The sequence below is a fragment of the Clostridium sp. C105KSO13 genome, from assembly GCF_001517425.1.
Taxonomy (GTDB): domain Bacteria; phylum Bacillota; class Clostridia; order Lachnospirales; family Lachnospiraceae; genus Muricomes.
This window is the reverse complement of sequence record NZ_FBWL01000169.1, coordinates 105,279-123,192: the sequence shown is the minus strand read 5'-3', so window position 1 is coordinate 123,192 and position 17,914 is coordinate 105,279. Positions and strand designations below refer to the sequence as shown.

Annotated in this window: 17 protein-coding genes and 1 pseudogene; 2 read left to right on the top strand and 16 right to left on the bottom strand. The window is 42.9% G+C overall.

Annotated elements, in window-relative coordinates; genetic code table 11:
- Positions 1-299: 299 nt before the first annotated feature.
- The 8 genes and pseudogenes from BN3456_RS11675 to BN3456_RS11645 all read right to left on the bottom strand — a co-directional run bounded on the left by BN3456_RS11675 (position 300) and on the right by BN3456_RS11645 (position 8,522).
- Positions 300-647: a hypothetical protein gene (locus tag BN3456_RS11675; RefSeq protein WP_176699180.1), complete on the bottom strand. Its 348-nt coding sequence runs from the start codon at positions 645-647 to the stop codon at positions 300-302.
- Positions 647-2,167, bottom strand: coding sequence for a threonine synthase (gene thrC, locus BN3456_RS16080; RefSeq protein ID WP_278280302.1), 1,521 nt, complete (start codon positions 2,165-2,167; stop codon positions 647-649). Before thrC ends, BN3456_RS11675 begins: the two co-directional genes overlap by 1 nt.
- Positions 2,165-2,629 (bottom strand): annotated as a pseudogene (locus BN3456_RS16350) (3-isopropylmalate dehydratase small subunit); the annotation flags it as partial. The pseudogene BN3456_RS16350 and the gene thrC, both read right to left, overlap by 3 nt.
- A complete protein-coding gene (gene leuC, locus BN3456_RS11665) occupies positions 2,629-3,903 on the bottom strand; it encodes a 3-isopropylmalate dehydratase large subunit (RefSeq protein WP_089984306.1) in 1,275 nt (424 codons plus the stop codon). The gene leuC and the pseudogene BN3456_RS16350, both read right to left, overlap by 1 nt.
- Before the next feature lie 35 nt (positions 3,904-3,938).
- Positions 3,939-5,024: an aspartate-semialdehyde dehydrogenase gene (gene asd, locus BN3456_RS11660; protein ID WP_089984500.1), complete on the bottom strand. Its 1,086-nt coding sequence runs from the start codon at positions 5,022-5,024 to the stop codon at positions 3,939-3,941.
- Between the two features lie 16 nt (positions 5,025-5,040).
- Complete coding sequence (gene argH / locus BN3456_RS11655; RefSeq protein WP_089984305.1) at positions 5,041-6,426, bottom strand: argininosuccinate lyase; 1,386 nt, start codon at positions 6,424-6,426, stop codon at positions 5,041-5,043.
- Positions 6,427-6,493: 67 nt separating this feature from the next.
- Positions 6,494-7,129, bottom strand: a complete 636-nt coding sequence (locus BN3456_RS11650; protein ID WP_089984304.1) for an epoxyqueuosine reductase QueH — start codon at positions 7,127-7,129, stop codon at positions 6,494-6,496.
- 34 nt (positions 7,130-7,163) lie between these two features.
- Positions 7,164-8,522 carry an MATE family efflux transporter gene (locus BN3456_RS11645; RefSeq protein WP_089984303.1) on the bottom strand — a complete coding sequence of 453 codons (1,359 nt, stop codon included), beginning with the start codon at positions 8,520-8,522 and terminating at the stop codon, positions 7,164-7,166.
- Between the two features lie 143 nt (positions 8,523-8,665).
- Here BN3456_RS11645 and BN3456_RS11640 point away from each other — a divergent pair, with 143 nt between their 5' ends.
- Both BN3456_RS11640 and BN3456_RS11635 read left to right on the top strand, forming a co-directional pair.
- Complete coding sequence (locus BN3456_RS11640) at positions 8,666-9,433, top strand: ABC transporter ATP-binding protein (RefSeq protein ID WP_089984302.1); 768 nt, start codon at positions 8,666-8,668, stop codon at positions 9,431-9,433.
- On the top strand, positions 9,426-10,223 hold the full coding sequence (locus tag BN3456_RS11635; protein ID WP_089984301.1) for an ABC transporter permease: 798 nt from the start codon (positions 9,426-9,428) through the stop codon (positions 10,221-10,223). Before BN3456_RS11640 ends, BN3456_RS11635 begins: the two co-directional genes overlap by 8 nt.
- Positions 10,224-10,258: 35 nt before the next feature.
- Here the strand turns inward: BN3456_RS11635 and BN3456_RS11630 are convergent, their stop codons facing one another.
- The 8 genes from BN3456_RS11630 to nusA are packed head-to-tail and all read right to left on the bottom strand — an operon-like array spanning position 10,259 to position 17,898.
- Positions 10,259-11,173: a bifunctional riboflavin kinase/FAD synthetase gene (locus BN3456_RS11630; protein WP_089984300.1), complete on the bottom strand. Its 915-nt coding sequence runs from the start codon at positions 11,171-11,173 to the stop codon at positions 10,259-10,261.
- A 19-nt stretch (positions 11,174-11,192) separates the two neighbouring features.
- Positions 11,193-12,101 (bottom strand): tRNA pseudouridine(55) synthase TruB, encoded by a 909-nt coding sequence (gene truB, locus BN3456_RS11625; RefSeq protein WP_089984499.1) that lies wholly within the window; start codon positions 12,099-12,101, stop codon positions 11,193-11,195.
- On the bottom strand, positions 12,095-13,072 hold the full coding sequence (locus BN3456_RS11620) for a DHH family phosphoesterase (protein ID WP_089984299.1): 978 nt from the start codon (positions 13,070-13,072) through the stop codon (positions 12,095-12,097). Before BN3456_RS11620 ends, truB begins: the two co-directional genes overlap by 7 nt.
- A gap of 4 nt (positions 13,073-13,076) precedes the next feature.
- Positions 13,077-13,445, bottom strand: coding sequence for a 30S ribosome-binding factor RbfA (gene rbfA / locus BN3456_RS11615; RefSeq protein WP_089984298.1), 369 nt, complete (start codon positions 13,443-13,445; stop codon positions 13,077-13,079).
- A gap of 40 nt (positions 13,446-13,485) precedes the next feature.
- On the bottom strand, positions 13,486-16,188 hold the full coding sequence (gene infB / locus BN3456_RS11610; protein WP_089984297.1) for a translation initiation factor IF-2: 2,703 nt from the start codon (positions 16,186-16,188) through the stop codon (positions 13,486-13,488).
- A 16-nt stretch (positions 16,189-16,204) separates the two neighbouring features.
- Positions 16,205-16,528: a L7Ae/L30e/S12e/Gadd45 family ribosomal protein gene (locus BN3456_RS11605; protein WP_089984296.1), complete on the bottom strand. Its 324-nt coding sequence runs from the start codon at positions 16,526-16,528 to the stop codon at positions 16,205-16,207.
- Positions 16,515-16,796 (bottom strand): RNase P modulator RnpM, encoded by a 282-nt coding sequence (locus tag BN3456_RS11600; protein ID WP_242862867.1) that lies wholly within the window; start codon positions 16,794-16,796, stop codon positions 16,515-16,517. The genes BN3456_RS11605 and BN3456_RS11600 overlap by 14 nt, the downstream gene beginning before the upstream one ends.
- On the bottom strand, positions 16,780-17,898 hold the full coding sequence (gene nusA / locus BN3456_RS11595) for a transcription termination factor NusA (RefSeq protein WP_089984295.1): 1,119 nt from the start codon (positions 17,896-17,898) through the stop codon (positions 16,780-16,782). The genes BN3456_RS11600 and nusA overlap by 17 nt, the downstream gene beginning before the upstream one ends.
- Positions 17,899-17,914 lie beyond the last annotated feature (16 nt).

The following is a 17,914-nucleotide window of genomic DNA, read 5'->3' as shown; positions in this document are numbered from 1 at the left end:
GAAAGTCAATAGTTTTTCTGAAAGCGTAGTGCACATATAATTCATTTATATTATATTTTCACTATTTTTTTTCTATTAGAAACGTAAAAATGAAAGTTCATTGCATGTATCTTGCATTTGAGACTAATTTATTGGTCAATTCCCCAATATTTTGTATTTTTTTCAGTACAATTATGCAATTCAATCGTTAAATAATTCACTATTGGTTTTTATGTAACAGGGAGCATATTTTTCTATTACACAAAAAAAACACAGTTCAGCCATAAACCCGATTCTATTTGCTTATGGCTGAACTGCAGCTAAAAGTATTGCTTCTTAAGTTTTGTTGTATACACCATGTACCAGACAAGGACAACAACAAAAGCTGCCATTGCTATCAGGTCTAGAACTGTGATTGGTGCCAGAAAATAGTGAACTGCGTCAACAGCTCCATAAAAAATTGTAACAATTCCCAAAATTAAAACTGCCGGAATAGCTTTCTGATTGAATGCCTTTTTGTCTTTGCACATCTGTTCAGTAAAGCCTTTTCCAAGAAGAAGAACCTCGTTAATATGACCCGTTTGTTTCATCTTTATATAGGCATAAATAATATAAACGCCGGCTCCCAATATCAATATACTGATTGCTCCAAACATATCCTCCATCATTATACCTCAATTCCTAAAATCTCTTTTACAGTTTCTTTCATCTTGTCTGCATCGCACTCTCTGGTATGAAGAATTTTCGCATTCTGAATTTTCTCAATTGCCTCAGGTATCTTAATCCCGGATGTTTTCTCAAGCTCATCGAACAGTGCAGACTCCTCCATTGTAGTATAAGTCTCATCTATCGCTGTCATTACACTTTTTGCAAACTTATAGGGACTTGCTGTAGATACAACAAGTACTTTTTTATTATCATTGTTCTTCTCTCTGCAGCTTTTGCATACATGGGCAGCCACAGCCGTATGGGGATCCATTACATAGCCTGTAGAGCAGTATGTCTCCCGGATTTCTGCCTTTGTCTCCTCTTCGGTAGCATAACCACCTACAAAATCCTTCAACTTTTCTTTCATGTCAGAAGAAATCTCGTAATGCCCCTCTTCTTTCAACTGCCTCATCAATTTTGTATTCTCCCTTGCATCTTGTCCTGCTATGGTATAAATCAGACGTTCAAGGTTGCTGGAGATGAGAATATCCATAGATGGAGAGGAAGTCAAAACAAATTCTCGGTTCCTATCATATTTTCCCGTACGGAAAAAGTCAAACAGAACTCTATTTTCATTTGACGCACAGATAAGCTTGTCTATCGGCACTCCCATTTGTTTCGCATAATAGGCCGCCAGAATATTTCCAAAATTCCCCGTGGGAACTGTCACATTAATCTGTTCCCCGTTCTTAATTTCTCCGTTTTGCAGAAGCTTTGCATAGGCATAAACATAATATACAACCTGGGGCACCAGACGTCCTATATTGATAGAGTTTGCCGAAGAAAATTGATAACCCGCCCTGTCCAGCTCATTCTTCAGTTCTTTATCCTCAAACAGTGCTTTTACACCGCTCTGGGCGTTATCAAAGTTGCCATGAATGGCTACAACAGAAGCATTTTCTCCTTTTTGTGTTATCATTTGCAGTTTTTGTACCCTGCTCACCCCATCTTTTGGGTAAAATACAATAATCCGGGTGCCCAAAACATCTGCAAAACCGGCAAGCGCTGCTTTGCCTGTATCTCCTGATGTAGCTGTCAAAATTACAATATCTTTTGTCACATTATTCTTTTTTGCAGCAGTGGTTAGTAAATGAGGCAGTATGGACAGCGCCATATCCTTAAATGCTATAGTGGCACCATGGAACAACTCAAGGTAATAGGTATTTCCCACTTTGACAAGGGGAGCAATTACTTCCGTATCAAACTTTTCGTCATAGGCACAGTCAATACAGTGCTTTAACTCAGCCTCCGTAAAATCTGTCAGAAATTGCTTCATGACTACATAGGCAGTTTCCTGATAGCTCATAGCTTTCAGCTCTTCCATCGTAACATCCAGCTTGGGTATCTTTTCGGGAACAAACAACCCTCCATCATCAGCCATACCTCTCAATATGGCTTCTGAAGCTGTCACAGCTTTTTCTTCATTCCTTGTATTTTTATATAGCAGCTTACTTTTTCTCTTACTGTTTGTATAGTTCACCAGTCCGCCTGCTGCAATTAATTTCTGCATGAACTCCGGAAAGGGCTGTCCCTGAAACTGAGTCCCTTTTGTCCGGTTATAAATCTTGCCGCTGTCAAAGTCAACTTCAACTTCATCACCTGCTTCAATTCCCCTTGCTGCCTCTGGGCACTCAATAATCGGAAGCCCTATATTGATTGCATTGCGGTAGAAAATTCTGGCAAAAGTCTCTGCAATGACACAGCTCACACCTGCAGTCTTCAGACAAAGAGGTGCATGTTCACGGGAAGATCCACAGCCAAAATTTTTATTTGCCACAATGATATCTCCCGGCTGTACCTTTTTTACAAATTCCGGATCAATATCCACCATCGCATGACTGGCAAGTTCCCTGGCATCAAAAGAATTCAGATATCTTGCAGGTATAATGACGTCTGTATCTACATTGTCGCCATATTTAAAAACATGTCCCAAAGCCTTCATTATATTTCACCTACTTTCTCCGGATTCGCAATATATCCGGCGATTGCACTCGCTGCCGCCACCTCCGGGGAAGCCAGATAAATCAGAGAATCTACATGTCCCATTCTTCCTACAAAGTTTCGGTTGGTCGTAGACACACACTTCTCCCCGGCTGCCATAACACCCATATGTCCGCCCATACAGGGTCCGCAGCTTGGGGTGTTTACCGCACAGCCTGCGTCCACAAAGATATCCAAAATTCCCTCTGTAATACATTCCTTATAAATTTTCTGGGTTGCCGGAATTACCATGACACGCACATCCGGATGGACCTGCCGTCCTTTTAATATTGCCGCGGCTTTCCGCAGATCTTCCATTCTGCCGTTTGTGCAGGAACCAATCACCACCTGATCGATCCAAATCGGCTCCATATCCTCAATTTCATCAATGGTCTTTGCATTACCAGGCAAGTGTGGAAATGCAACAGTCGGGCGCACCTCGGACAAATCAATCTCTATTACTTCATCATAAACGGCATCCTTGTCTGCCTCATATATTTTGTACGCCTTTTCAGAGTGCTCCTTCATATAAGATTCAGCCTGCTCATTCACAGGAAATATACCATTTTTTGCACCGGCTTCAATTGCCATGTTTGCCATCGTAAAGCGGTCATCCATGGAAAGTTCCCTGATTCCGCTGCCCGTAAATTCCATAGACTTGTACAAAGCACCGTCCACACCGATCCGGCCGATAATATGAATGATAATATCTTTACCGCTTACATACTTTCCAGGTTTCCCGGTCAATACAAATTTCAACGCCCTGGGAACCTTAAACCATAATTCCCCTGTTGCCATACCTGTGGCAATATCCGTAGTTCCCACACCTGTAGAAAAAGCACCCAGAGCACCATAAGTACAGGTATGAGAGTCTGCACCTATGATACACTCCCCGGCAGCTACAACCCCTGCCTCAGGCAGAATCGCATGTTCTACACCTGATTTACCCTGTTCAAAATACCATTTCAATCCCTGCTCTTTTGCAAACTCACGGATAGATTTGGAATTTTCTGCAGACTTGATGTCTTTATTCGGAGTAAAGTGATCCGGAACCAGGACTACTTTGTTTTTATCATAAACTTTTTCTGCCATCTCCCTGAAAATCGGCAGAGCCATAGGTCCGGTAATGTCATTTGCCATTACTATGTCCAACTTTGCCTCTATCAGCTGTCCGGCAGCCACAGAATCAAGTCCTGCATGTGCTGCCAGAATCTTTTGTGTCATTGTCATTCCCATTGCGGCACCCTCCTGTTTTAGTTTTGCCGTTTTCTCTATTTTGCCTGCATGTAACCTTTTGCCGCCAGTGCCTCTGCGCACAGGACTGCGCCACCCGCTGCTCCGCGGACCGTATTGTGGGACAAACCGATAAATTTATAATCAAACATGGAGTCCTCTCTGAGACGGCCGATAGATACACCCATGCCATGCTCATAGTCTACATCCAGTTTCACCTGAGGACGGTTATCTTTTTCCAGGTATTGGATAAACTGCTTCGGCGCACTGGGAAGACCTGCCTCCTGTGGAAAGCCTTTAAAGTTTACCAGTTTTTCTATCAATTGTTCCTTTGTTGGCTTCTTCTCAAAATTAATAAACACTGCTGCTGTATGTCCATTGAGCACAGGAACGCGTATGCACTGACAAGTGATTTTTGGAAGTTCTGCTTTCACAATCTCCCCATTTTCCACTTTGCCCAGTACTCTGAGAGGCTCCTGCTCACTCTTTTCTTCCTCACCACCGATATATGGAATAATATTCCCTGCCATCTCCGGCCAGTCTTTAAAAGTCTTACCCGCCCCGGAAATTGCCTGGTAAGTGGTGGCAACTACTTCCTTCGGTCCGAATTCTTTCCAGGCCGCAAGGCAGGGGGCATAGCTTTGAATAGAACAGTTCGGCTTTACGGCAATAAATCCATGTGCAGTTCCAAGGCGCTTCTTTTGATCGGCTATGACCTCAAAGTGCTCTACATTAACTTCCGGCACTACCATAGGAACATCTGGTGTCCAGCGGTGAGCACTGTTGTTGGAAACAACCGGTGTCTCGGTCTTTGCATACTCTTCCTCAATAGCCCTGATTTCGTCCTTCGTCATATCCACTGCGCTGAACACAAAATCAACGGTAGCAGCAACTTTTTCCACTTCATTTACATTCAATACTATTAATTTCTTGACAGCTTCCGGCATTGGGGTATCCATTTTCCACCTTTCCCCTACAGCTTCTTCATAAGTCTTTCCTGCAGAACGCTCACTTGCAGCTACTGTAACTACTTCAAACCATGGGTGGTTTTCTAACAGTGAAATAAACCGCTGGCCTACCATACCCGTTGCACCTAAAATACCTGCCTTTAATTTTTGTTCCATCTTCCTCATTCCTTTCCTATTCTGTCTCTGCATGTAAGTATGCTTCCTGTACAGCAATTACTTTTTCCATTGCTGCTTTCCCCGGAGCGCCAATGGTGCTTCGCATTTCCACACAGGTCTTCATGCTGATTTCCTCGTATATATCCTCCTCAAAAACTGGTGAGACAGCTTGAAACTCTTCCAGCGACATTTCATCCAGCGCTATGTTTTTCTCCATACAGTAAAGTACCAGCTGCCCTACGATTCCGTGTGCATCTCTGAAAGGTACGCCGTGATTTACAAGATAATCCGCCGCATCTGTGGCGTTGGTAAAACCGTGCTTTGCACTGTCTTCCATTCTACTGTAATTAAAGCCCATGGTGTCCAGCATACCTGTAAACAATGCAAGACATCCTTTCGTCGTATCAATAGCATCAAATAGAAGTTCCTTGTCTTCCTGCATATCTTTATTATATGCAAGAGGGATACCTTTCATCGTTGTAAGAAGAGACATCAATGCAGCATACACCCGTCCCGTCTTTCCGCGGACCAGCTCTGCAATATCCGGGTTCTTTTTCTGGGGCATAATGCTGCTCCCTGTACTGTAGGCATCATCTATTTCTACAAACTGATACTCGTTGGAATTCCAGATAATCACTTCCTCAGAAAACCGGCTCAGATGCATCATAATTGTTGACATTGCCGATAACAGTTCAATCAGATAGTCTCTGTCAGACACGGAATCCATGCTGTTTAAAGTAGGTCCGGCAAATCCCAGCAGCTCTGCTGTATATTCTCTGTCCAGCGGGTATGTTGTTCCTGCCAGCGCGCCTGCACCCAAAGGACAGTAATTCATTCTTTTATAAATGTCTTTTAACCGCAGCCTGTCGCGCTTAAACATTTCAAAATATGTTCCCATATGATGGGCAAGTGTGATGGGCTGTGCCTTCTGTAAGTGGGTAAACCCAGGCATATAAGACTCTGTGTTTTCCTTCATCAATCGCAGAAGAACTGTAAGAAGATCTTTTAACAGCACGTCCAGCTCCAGGATTTCGTCTCTCGTATACAGCTTCATATCCAATGCCACCTGATCATTGCGGCTTCTGCCCGTATGTAGCTTTTTACCCGGATTGCCGATGCGCTCTATCAGATTTGATTCCACAAAACTGTGTATATCCTCATATTCTTCTGTAATCTCAAGAGTTCCGTTTTCCACATCTTTCTGAATTCCTTCAAGTCCCTCTATAATCTGTTCTTTTTCTTTCTCCGTCAGAATTCCCTGTTTTGCCAGCATTGTCACATGTGCAATACTGCCGCGGATATCCTGCTTATAAAACCTTTTGTCAAATGAAATTGATGCGTTAAAATTATATACTAACCGGTCAGTTTCTTTCGTGAAACGACCACCCCATAGCTGAGCCATCTTTTTTCCTCTTTTCCTTATTTACAGTTTCTCATTAGTTTACCACAGTAAAGTGACGATGTCCACTCTAAACTTTATCCCTATGCCCGGTCTGCAGGGAATACTCACATCCACAATAATCCTGCCTGTACAACCCATATTCCTTTGACAATTCAATAGACCGCTTATAACCATTCTTCTTTTTAAAATCAGAAGTCAGATATTTTACTCCATACTCTTCTGCTGCCTCCAACCCGATAGAATTGAGCTTCTGGGCATTTTTCATGGGGCTGATACTTAAAGTGGTGGTAAAATAATCGAACCCGCCTTTTACAGCCTGCGCAGCGGTCTCTCTCAAACGCAATTCATAGCACTTGCAGCATCTCGCACCGCCTTCTTTCAGGTTTTCCATTCCCCTGGCCATTTCGTAAAATCTCTCCTGGTCATAATCACCGGCAAGAAAGGAGACCGGGTACTTAAAATGCATATCCCGGATTAGCTTCTGCTGCTCTGCAAGACGCATATAATATTCACTTTCAGGATAAATATTCGGATTATAATAGAATATCTTGACTTTAAAAAACTTTGACAAATACTCCAGAACGTAGCTGCTGCAGGGAGCGCAGCAGCTGTGAAGAAGGAGTCTTGGGACACATTTCTCCGTCTTCAGTGAATGAATGATTTTATCCAGCTCTTTCTGGTAATTTATATTTTGATTATTCATCTTATTTCAATACCTTTCTGAAGCGGTATAACTGTTAATGAATCGCTGACTTCCATTTTACCCTAAGTATTAAGATAGTAGAGATAAGTGCTGCTCCATAGTTAGAAAAAAGATTCCCCCAGAATACCGCATAATAACTTAAATAGCTTTCTGTTAAAAGTATAAAAATATAACGGAGCAGCCAGACCCTGAGGATACTCATCACCAAAGTTATCCTGGTCTTTCCAAGCCCAATAAATGCCCCCTGTTCTACCATAGCAATCCCAAAGCCAATAACAGAATATGTATAAATGTGAAGGGCCTTATTGGCCACGGACAGAACCTTTGGGTTCCTTGTAAACAATACTGTTAAATGAGAGGATGAGGGAACAATAATCGCAATAAGCAGAGCCGCTGTTACAGCACTGACGATACAACCAACCAGACACGCATGTTTTGCCCTTTTTGACTGTCCCGCACCTATATTCATACTTACCATTGTGGTGACTGCAGAACCAAAAGAGGCCGGAAGAATAAAACATACCGACGTAATATTGTTAGCAATTCCCTGCCCATTCAAGATGATTGCTCCGTATTTTTCCACTTCCGTATTAATCAGAAAGAATCCCAAGTTCAACATTAGATTCGAAAGCATAGATGGAAATCCTATGAAAAGCAGTTTTTTGATAATCTCCTTTTCAAAATGGAATCCTTTAAACTCCAGTCTTTCGCCCTTCTCGCTGACGAATAATTCGTAAAACATCCACACGGTAATCAAAATGTTCGAAGCCAGAGAAGCCATAACAGAACCAATCAATCCCCATGAAAACAAACCTACAAAGATCGCATTGAACAAAACCTTCAAAATCAGCATAATCACCATACGTATGAAGGAATCTTCCGGCTTCCCATTCGCATTTTTTATTGCATTGTAGATAGATTCCAAAAACGAAAATGGAATAACCAGTGCATTTAAAGAAATATACATCAAAACATTATGGGCAATATCGGCGTTTACATGCCCTGACAGAACAAATCCAGCCACTACCAGAATTGGTGCAAGAATAAATCCAAGTATAAACGCAAAAATAATCAGCTGAACCGTTGTCCTCCTGCTTTCTTCAAAATCGCCTCTCCCGTTGGATTGCCCTATAATCGCCATTCCTGCAGCACTTAAGCCCTGAGCCAGCGCGGTCATCATATTCACAACCGGTGTGCAATAAGTTACCGCGCTGGCAGCTGTTGTGCCGACTAAATTATTCAAAAACAGCCCGTCCATAACAGGTATCAAGGATTGCACTGCCCCCATCATCAGCGTCGGGAGCGACAACATCAAAATTGTGGGCAATGCATTGCCGTTGAGTATCCTTTCTCTTCGCTGCTCCATAGACTGGCTTAAAAATTTAACCTTCATTAATTTATCTCCTACTTATCTATTCAGTCTACCACAAAATATTACGCCCTGCTTTTATTTTTGTCAATGAAGCAAAAGCCGTTATTCACTTATCTATTCTTTTTTCATAAACTAACTATATACTTGTCGAATGGAGTGTCTGCATGGAACCTGTACTCGAGTTAAAAAATATAAGTTATGCGTATCACACATTAGATGGAGAAACCAAAACACTGACGGATATTTCATTTTCCGTTGTCTCCGGCGAATTTGTTGCCATTGTCGGGCCCTCCGGATGTGGTAAGTCTACTTTGCTTTCTATTATATCAGGCCTGTTGGTACCGGAAAAGGGGCTTATAAAAATGAATGGGAGATACACTGGAGAAAATGCAATGAACATTGGCTATATGTTACAGCATGATTACCTTTTTGAATGGCGTACTGTTTATAAAAATGTCTTGTTGGGTCTGGAAATCCAACACATGCTCTCGGCCAAATCCCGGGCGAAGGCAAAAGATTTGTTAGAACAATATGGGTTAAAGCAATTTGCAAATTCTAAACCCTCAGAATTGTCAGGCGGCATGAGACAGCGGGTAGCTCTGATCAGAACCCTTGTACTGGACCCGGACATTCTACTTTTGGATGAACCTTTTTCCTCGCTGGACTACCAAAATCGTCTTTTTGCAGCCGATGACATAGGACAGATTATTCGAAGCACAAAAAAAACTGCACTGTTGGTGACTCACGACCTCTCCGAAGCAGTGAGTCTGGCTGACCGGGTTATCATTCTCACAAACCGTCCGGCATCTATTTCCAAAATTGTTCCTATCACTTTCGATCTGGAAAACGACACTCCCCTGCACAGGAGAAATGCTCCGGAATTTAAGAATTACTTTAACACTATATGGGAGGAGTTGAATCAAAATGAGTGACATATCTGTTGGACAGCAAAGTTACCTGAATAGCCGCAAACGACACAAAAGGATTGTTCGGGTTTCCCGGGTTGCAATCCTTTTAAGTTTTTTATTTCTCTGGGAATTTACAGCAAATGTAGGTTTGATTGATTCCTTTATCTTCAGCAGCCCCTCGAAGATTGCATTATGCTTCTGGAGCATGGTTTTAGATAAAACAATCTTTTTGCATATCTGGACCACATTATATGAAACCATTATTAGTTTTCTGCTTGTGACGCTTATCGGAATTATGCTTGCCGTAGCTCTCTGGTGCAGTGAAAAACTCTCGGAAATACTGGACCCTTATCTTGTCGTGCTGAACAGTCTTCCAAAGTCTGCTCTGGCTCCGCTACTAATTGTATGGCTGGGAGCCAACCCGACCACGATCATTGTAGCCGGCATGTCCGTGGCAATCTTCGGAAGTATTTTAAGCTTATATACCAATTTTGCAACGGTAGATAAAGAGAAAATCAAACTGATCTATACCCTGAGGGGAAACAAATGGCACGCACTTTCAAAAGTTGTGCTCCCCAGCTCCATCCCGGCAATTATCAGCAATATGAAAGTTAACATAGGATTGTGCCTGGTCGGTGTGGTTATCGGAGAATTCCTGGCCGCAAGAAATGGGCTTGGCTATCTGATTATTTATTCCAGCCAGGTATTTAAGATGGATTGGCTGCTTATGTCTATTGTTCTTTTATGTATTATGTCTATGGGACTTTATGCGCTGATTAATCTGCTTGAAAAGCACTACGAAAAAAAAATTTGATTTTATCAGGATGGATGCGTTCCGCGAAGCGGCTCTTATAATTTCGCGGAACGTTCTTCCCTCTGAAAGTACCTTTTGCCAAATAAGATATCTTTATCCACGTGTCGCTTCATCTCTTCCACGGAATCAAATTTTTCCTCCGGGCGCTCATAGGCACAGAACTCCACTGTAATGTTTTTGTCATAGGCATTCCCTTCATATTCAAAAGCATACACTTCCAGGAGCAGCTTCATCTCATCTGTTACGGTAGGCTTTACGCCTACGTTTCCAATACCATGGAAACACTTTTTGTCCACCCATATTCTGCAGGCATACACGCCAAAACGGGGGACAATTTTTCTATCTGCCGGTACAATGTTCATAGTTGGAAATCCCAGGGTCCGTCCCAGGCGTTTTCCATGTTCCACAACACCTGACATATGGTAGGAATACCCTAGAAGAAGATTTGCCAGTTCCACATTTCCTTCTTTCAACGCTTCACGTATATAAGTACTGCTGATTTCTCTGTTCTGAAATAATTCTTTATCCAGTACTTCCAACTGATAGTTATATTTAGAGGCGTATTCTGCCAGCATCTTCACATCACCCCGCTTGTTGTATCCAAAACGGAAATCGATTCCTACAGCGACATAGGAGGCATGAAGTCTTTCTGCCAGAATTTTCTCAATGAAGGCTTCTGCTTCCATCTCCCTGATATCCTTTGTAAAAGGACATTCTATCATACAGTCGACTTGAGTTTCCAGATGCTGCCTGCGCTCCCGGTTGGTCAGCAGAGTCTCTTTATTTATATCAAATGCAAATACAACACTCTTTACGTGTTCTTTCTGTGCAAATTTTTGTATGCTTTGAATTAGTTTTTGATGCCCCCTGTGAAGGCTGTCAAACTTTCCAAGGGTCACTGCTGTTCTTTCCGATCCTTTATAGGAGTTAATGTCTGTATAATATTGCATATCTATCCTCACTTTTTCTTTAAGAAGGAGAAAGGAACATTTTCTCGAGTCTGTATTCCTTGGAAAGTATACTATAATAGTAAATACCTATGAATTTTTCCTCTTCACTGTATACCCTAACTCGTTCTCCTTCAGAAGCAGTTCTTTCTTTTGTCATGTATTCCGGCTTAAGGGGATTTCCATTACAGGCAAAATTCCAGTACCGGTCTGCCACTTTAAGCGCCGGTAATTCAGAAAACATAGCATCCATAGGAATGATTACCTCTGAGAGTCTCCCTCTCTTTTTCAGATCTTCTATCTGCCCAAGTTTCAAACTGTTCTCGATTTCAAACCGGCCCACTCTGGTCCGCAGTAATGTCTCCATACATCCGCCTGTTCCCAGTTCTTGTCCAATATCATGACATAGTGTTCTGATGTAGGTCCCTTTGGAACACGTCACTTCCATGGGAATCCGCGGAATTTCAATCTTACTTGTTATGATATCAAAAATCTGGACTTTTCTTTTCTTCCGTTCTACTTCGATTCCCTCTCTGGCAAGCTCATATAATTTTCTTCCATTTACTTTTAATGCGGAATACATCGGCGGAAGTTGTTCATATTCCCCGATGTATCCTTGTATACATTCTTTTATCTGGCTTTCCGTCAAAAAAGAGGTGTCTCTTTCCTCAAGGACATGTCCGGTAATATCCTGGGTGTCTGTCGTCTTTCCCAGTAATAGGACGGCATCATAGGTCTTATTATTATCTGTCAGCATATCACACAGTCTGGTCCCTCTACCCAGGCATACGGGAAGAACTCCTTCTGCGTCAGGGTCCAGTGTGCCTGTGTGCCCTATTTTCTTCTGTCCCAGAATTACCCGGAGCTTTGCCACCACATCATGGGAGGTATATCCTTTTTCCTTATATACATTAATAATACCATTTAACATAAATCTGATTCCTGTTCCTGCCAATCGCTATCCTTCAGACGCGCACAGATGTTGTTGATTACATCATGGCTGGTGCCCTTCATAGTAAACCCGGCAGCTCTTTTGTGGCCGCCTCCTCCAAAGTACTGTGCGATCATGCTGACATCCACTTTTCCCTTGGAGCGCAGGCTGACTTTAAATTGTTGTGTATCCAGCTCATACATAAATACGGCCAATTTTACCCCTTTTGTCAGACGCAGCTGGCTGACAATGCCTTCCAAGTCACTTGGCTTTGCACCATAGAACTTTAGCTCGCTCATACTGACAGAAGATACAATACACTGCTTGTCCAGAATCAATATGCTCTCAAACAGCGCTCTCCCTAAAATCTGATTCTGTAAATAGGTCTTCTCATAGTATGTTTTATCGATGATTTCATTGCCGTCAATGCCTTTACGCATAAGCTCCGCAGCCGCTTCCATAGTCTCCGGAGAAGTGCAGGAATACTGAAATACTCCTGTATCATGGACGATTCCCATATAAAGTGCTTCTGCTGTGTGGCGATTAATCTTTTTCTTGTCCAGCAATCTGTAAATCATCTCCGACGTAGAGCTGGCCTCCGGTTCGATATAATTTTCATCTGCAAATGCCTGATTGCTCACATGGTGGTCGATACATAAAGTATGTTTCGCTGCGCGAAACAAAGGTTCTGAAAATCCAAGACGGGCTGCATCACCACAATCCAGGCAGATAAACAAATCATATTGTTTATCTGCCGGTATATAGTGTTTTACCTCATCTGTTCTTTGAATCATCCTATAAGCTTCCGGAATATCTTCCAGATACACATCAATCTCTTTATCAGGATATTGCTCTTTCAGATAAATATACAGACCAAGATTTGAACCTATGCAGTCTCCGTCCGGGTGTACATGCCCCCCCAGCGCTATGACTTTTCTTCCCTGAATGACATCTGATAGTTGTATACTCATATGACTATTCCTCATCTTTCAATTCCCGGGTCAGCTCATCAATTTTTTTGCTCATATTCACCCCGTATTCAATGGACTGATCCATGATAAATTTAATTTCGGGGGTATTTCTCATATTGATTGTTCTCGCCAGTTCGCGCCTGATATAACCTTCCGCGCTCTGCAATCCTTTAATAGTCTCCTCCTGTGCCTTCTTATCCCCCAGCACACTGATATATGCTTTACAGGTCTTCAGGTCAGGAGCCACTTCTACAGCCACAACGGATGTCATAGGAGCAACACGCGGATCTTTGATTCCTCCGCGCAGAATGTTGCTCAATTCACGCTGAACCTCTGCGTTGATTCTTGTGTTCTTAATACTGTTTTTTCTCATAATCTGCTCCTTTACACAACCGCTGTCACACTCACGGTTATTATTTTCTTTCTATTTCAACCATCTTGTAGGACTCTGCAAGATCGCCCTCCTTGATGTCATTAAAGTTTTCAAAAACAAAACCACACTCATATCCGGCTCTTACTTCCTTTACATCATCCTTGAAACGCTTCAGTGATGCAAGAGGTCCGTCAAATATTACGATTCCGTCTCTTGTCAGGCGTACCGAACATCCTCTTTCAAAGGTACCATCCTGTACATAGGAGCCTGCAATTGTCCCGACACCGGAAGCTTTAAAGGTCTGACGCACCTCTGCATGGCCCAGAACTTTTTCTTCATATACCGGATCCAGCATGCCCTTCATGGCTGCTTCCACATCTTCAATAGCACTGTAAATGACTCTGTATAGCCTCAGGTCTACGCCTTCGCTGTCTGCAATTTCTTTAGCCGTTACATCTGGTCTGACATTAAAGCCGATGATTATTGCATTAGAGGCCGATGCCAGAATAACATCCGATTCGTTGATGGCACCTACACCACCATGGATGATTTTGATGACAACCTCATCATTGGAAAGTTTCAGAAGACTTTGTTTCAAAGCTTCAACAGAACCCTGAACATCAGCCTTTACTACAATATTTAATTCCTTTAAATTGCCTACTTTAATCTGATTAAACAGATCATCCAACGACATCTTGGATTTCGTCTCATCCAAAAGTTTCACCTTGTTCTGCGCAATAAATGTGTCGGCAAAGCTTCTGGCTTCCTTCTCAGTTTCACAGCTGACAAAGACTTCCCCTGCATTGGGTACGTCATTGAGACCAAGAATTTCTACTGGCTGAGACGGTCCGGCTTCTTTTACGCGGCGTCCCTTATCATCCGTCATAGCCCTAACTTTGCCGTGAGCGGAACCTGCCGCAATGGCGTCTCCTACATGAAGCGTACCTTTTTGTACAAGTACTGTTGCCACAGAACCTTTTCCCTTATCAAGTTCGGCTTCAATCACAAGTCCCCTGGCTTCACGATCCGGATTAGCTTTCAGTTCCATCACTTCTGCTGTCAGAAGGATCATTTCCAGCAGCTCTGGGATTCCTTCTTTTGTATGAGCTGATACAGGTACGAAAATAGTGCTTCCACCCCAGTCTTCCGGAATCAGTTCATATTCTGCCAGTTCCTGTTTTACTCTGTCAATATTTGCGCTAGGCTTATCAATCTTATTGATGGCTACAATAATTTCTATTCCCGCCGCCTTTGCATGGTTAATGGCCTCTATGGTCTGAGGCATCACACCGTCATCTGCAGCTACAACAAGAATGGCAATGTCCGTTGAATTTGCACCGCGCATACGCATTGCAGTAAATGCCTCGTGCCCCGGGGTATCAAGAAACGCAATCTTTTCACCCTTCACCTCCACAACGTATGCTCCAATGTGCTGTGTAATTCCGCCTGCTTCCCGTCCGATTACATTTGTGTGGCGGATAGCATCCAGAAGTGAGGTCTTACCGTGGTCTACATGCCCCATAACACATACAACCGGCGGACGTTTAACCATTTTGCTTTCATCTTCTTCGTCTTCTTTGAGGAGCTCTTCAATGACATCCACAACTTCTTCTTTCTCACACAGGACATCAAATTCCATCGCAATTTCTTCGGCGGTGTCATAGTCAATCTCCTGATTTACCGTAACCACTTTTCCCTGCAAAAACAGCTTTTTCACGATAACTGAAGGCACAACCTTCATCTTATCCGCAAGTTCTTTGATTGTGAGCACTTCCGGAAGGACTATCTGTTTGATCCGCTCTTCCTTCTTCTCTACCGGCTTTGGCTGTGGTTTAACCACTTCTGCTACATTTTTTTGTCTCTTGCCCTTTTTACCTCTGCCGCCGAAATCGTGATCCTTATACTCTTTTTTCTTGTAATCTTTCTCTTTATCTTTTGCTTTATTCCTCTGAACCTTCTTCTGTTCTACTAACGGTGTTGGAATTGCATCCTTGTCATTTCTTCTATTGTCCCTGCGCTCCTGTCCATGCACTGCACCGCCTGCTGGGCGCTGACCACCTGCAGTTCCTCTGCCGCCGAAGTTTCTGTTCTGATTTCCGGCATAACTTCTGTTACGGTTTCCATCCTGATTTCCGCCAAAGTTTCTATTGCGGTTTCCGTCCTGATTTCCGCCGCCGAAATTTCTGTTACGGTTTCCATCCTGACTTCCACTATAGCTTCTATTATGGTTCCGATCCTGATTTCTATCCTGTCCGCCTGTAGGCCTTGTACTGCGGTTATTGTTATAACGTGTATTCTGGTTCCCACCCTCTGTTCTTTTATTCTGACCCTGATAACGATTGTTTTCTCTTCTTGTCTCCTGGCCGGCCGTCTGGGGCCTCTGGGGTCTCTGGGAAGATGCTGCCGCTGTCCCGGACTGTCTGCGTCCCTGAGAGGATTGTCTTTGTGAAGAAGGTGTGGTGCGCTGCCCATCACGGTTTCCGCCCTGGAAACGTGTATTTCCCTGTATGCGTCCTCCACTCTTTGAGTTCTGTGGACGGAATACCTGCACAATATTTTTCTTTTTCGGTTCTTCTCCACTGTTTTTGCTTTTGCTCCTCTTTCGCATATCTTCTACAACTTCATCTTCCAGGGAACTCATGTGGCTTTTAACCTCCACATTCTTCTTTGCCAGTATATCCATTAATTCTTTATTTTCTATTCCCAGCTCTTTCGCCAGTTCATGCACTCTCAATTTTGCCATATTCAAACTACCTCCTCTATGCAATTGAATTGTCTTCTGCTTCTATTTGTTTCTGAATTCCCTTTGCAAATCCTTTGTCCAATATTGCCAGAGATGCACGGAATTCTTTTCCCATTGCATGCCCTAAGGTATCTTTATCTCCGTAAAAATAAATTGGAACTTTATAAAATCCACACATATTGCGAAATTTGCGTTTTGTGTTATCAGACGCGTCACCTGCAACAATTGTCAGAGCTGCCCTACCTGACTTTATTTCCTTTTCCGTCATAAACTCACCGCTTGCCGTCATTCCAGCCTTGGTAGCAAGCCCTATCAGGGATAGCACTCTATTCTGGATCAATCTCACTCATCTCCTTCTTCAGATGCTCATATACCTCCTCAGGAATTGATTGTTTAAAAGAACGCTCCAGGCCTTTGTTTTTATCTGCTTTTTCCAGACAGTTCTGTGAACGGCACAGATAGGCTCCCCGGCCATTCTTTTTGCCGGTAGCGTCAAGTACAAAATCACCTTCCATTGTACGCAGAACACGAATCATTTCCTTTTTTGGCTTCATTTCGCCGCAGCCAACGCATTTACGCATAGGAATCTTCTTAGTACTGTTCTTCATAGTCACCTTCATACCCTTCCGGATTCATGCCCATCTGTTCCATATAGTCTTCCGGGAGATCTCCTGATTCAATTGCCTGTGTCTCACTCTTTATATCTATCTTATATCCGGTAAGCCGGGCCGCAAGCCTTGCATTCTGTCCCTCTTTTCCGATGGCAAGTGAAAGCTGGTAATCCGGCACGATAACACTTGCCGCTCTTTCATCAGGGTCTGCCATTACCGAAATAACTTTTGCCGGACTTAATGCATTTTCAATTAAAAGAGCCGGGTTTTCATCCCAGTTAATGATATCTATTTTTTCTCCTCTAAGCTCATTTACAACGGCATTCACCCTGGCACCGTTCATCCCCACACATGCACCTACCGGATCTACATTCTCCTCGTTGGACCATACTGCCATTTTTGTACGAGAGCCTGCCTCACGGGCAATGCTCTTAATCTCCACTGTACCGTCCCTCACTTCTGCTACTTCCGCCTCAAACAGACGTTTCACAAATTCCGGGTGAGTCCTGGACACAAGAATCTTAGGACCTTTTGGCGTGTTTTTCACTTCTACAATATAAAGTTTAATTCTTTCTGTAGGCTGGAAAACTTCCCCCTTGACCTGCTCATTCTCTGTCAATATGGCATCAGCTCTTCCCAGATTAATACTGATATTGCGTCCTATATAGCGTTGCACAATACCTGTTACAATATCCTTTTCTTTTTCAAAGTACTGATCATAAACAACCTTTCTCTCTTCTTCCCTGATTTTCTGAAGAATCAGGTTCTTTGCATTCTGCGTTGCTATTCTTCCGAAGGACTTGGATTCAACCGGGACCTGAGCAACATCCCCAAGCTGAAGTGCTGAATCAATCTTCTCGGCCTCTTCCAAACTAATCTCCAACGCCGGATCCATGACCTCCTCTACCACTTCTTTCTCAGCATATACTGCATAATCACAGGTTTCCCTATCCATAATCACTTTAATATTCTCAGCTGTACCAAAATGATTCTTACATGCACTGATAAGCGAATTTTCAATTGCATCCATCATCGTTTCTTTGCTGATGTTCTTCTCCTGTTCAAGAATATTCAACGCTTCTAATAGTTCTGTATTCATTGTAATTTCCTCCTAA

Excerpts from the sequence above, each read along its gene's own strand:
- rbfA (WP_089984298.1), bottom strand. The coding sequence starts at position 13,445 with ATGAGAAAAAACAGTATTAAGAACACAAGAATCAACGCAGAGGTTCAG.
- asd (WP_089984500.1), bottom strand. The coding sequence starts at position 5,024 with ATGGAACAAAAATTAAAGGCAGGTATTTTAGGTGCAACGGGTATGGTA.
- BN3456_RS11650 (WP_089984304.1), bottom strand. The coding sequence starts at position 7,129 with ATGAATAATCAAAATATAAATTACCAGAAAGAGCTGGATAAAATCATT.
- truB (WP_089984499.1), bottom strand. The coding sequence starts at position 12,101 with ATGTTAAATGGTATTATTAATGTATATAAGGAAAAAGGATATACCTCC.
- nusA (WP_089984295.1), bottom strand. The coding sequence starts at position 17,898 with ATGAATACAGAACTATTAGAAGCGTTGAATATTCTTGAACAGGAGAAG.
- leuC (WP_089984306.1), bottom strand. The coding sequence starts at position 3,903 with ATGGGAATGACAATGACACAAAAGATTCTGGCAGCACATGCAGGACTT.
- BN3456_RS11675 (WP_176699180.1), bottom strand. The coding sequence starts at position 647 with ATGATGGAGGATATGTTTGGAGCAATCAGTATATTGATATTGGGAGCC.
- infB (WP_089984297.1), bottom strand. The coding sequence starts at position 16,188 with ATGGCAAAATTGAGAGTGCATGAACTGGCGAAAGAGCTGGGAATAGAA.
- argH (WP_089984305.1), bottom strand. The coding sequence starts at position 6,426 with ATGGCTCAGCTATGGGGTGGTCGTTTCACGAAAGAAACTGACCGGTTA.
- BN3456_RS11645 (WP_089984303.1), bottom strand. The coding sequence starts at position 8,522 with ATGAAGGTTAAATTTTTAAGCCAGTCTATGGAGCAGCGAAGAGAAAGG.
- BN3456_RS11640 (WP_089984302.1), top strand. The coding sequence starts at position 8,666 with ATGGAACCTGTACTCGAGTTAAAAAATATAAGTTATGCGTATCACACA.
- BN3456_RS11630 (WP_089984300.1), bottom strand. The coding sequence starts at position 11,173 with ATGCAATATTATACAGACATTAACTCCTATAAAGGATCGGAAAGAACA.
- BN3456_RS11635 (WP_089984301.1), top strand. The coding sequence starts at position 9,426 with ATGAGTGACATATCTGTTGGACAGCAAAGTTACCTGAATAGCCGCAAA.
- BN3456_RS11620 (WP_089984299.1), bottom strand. The coding sequence starts at position 13,072 with ATGAGTATACAACTATCAGATGTCATTCAGGGAAGAAAAGTCATAGCG.
- BN3456_RS11600 (WP_242862867.1), bottom strand. The coding sequence starts at position 16,796 with ATGAAGAACAGTACTAAGAAGATTCCTATGCGTAAATGCGTTGGCTGC.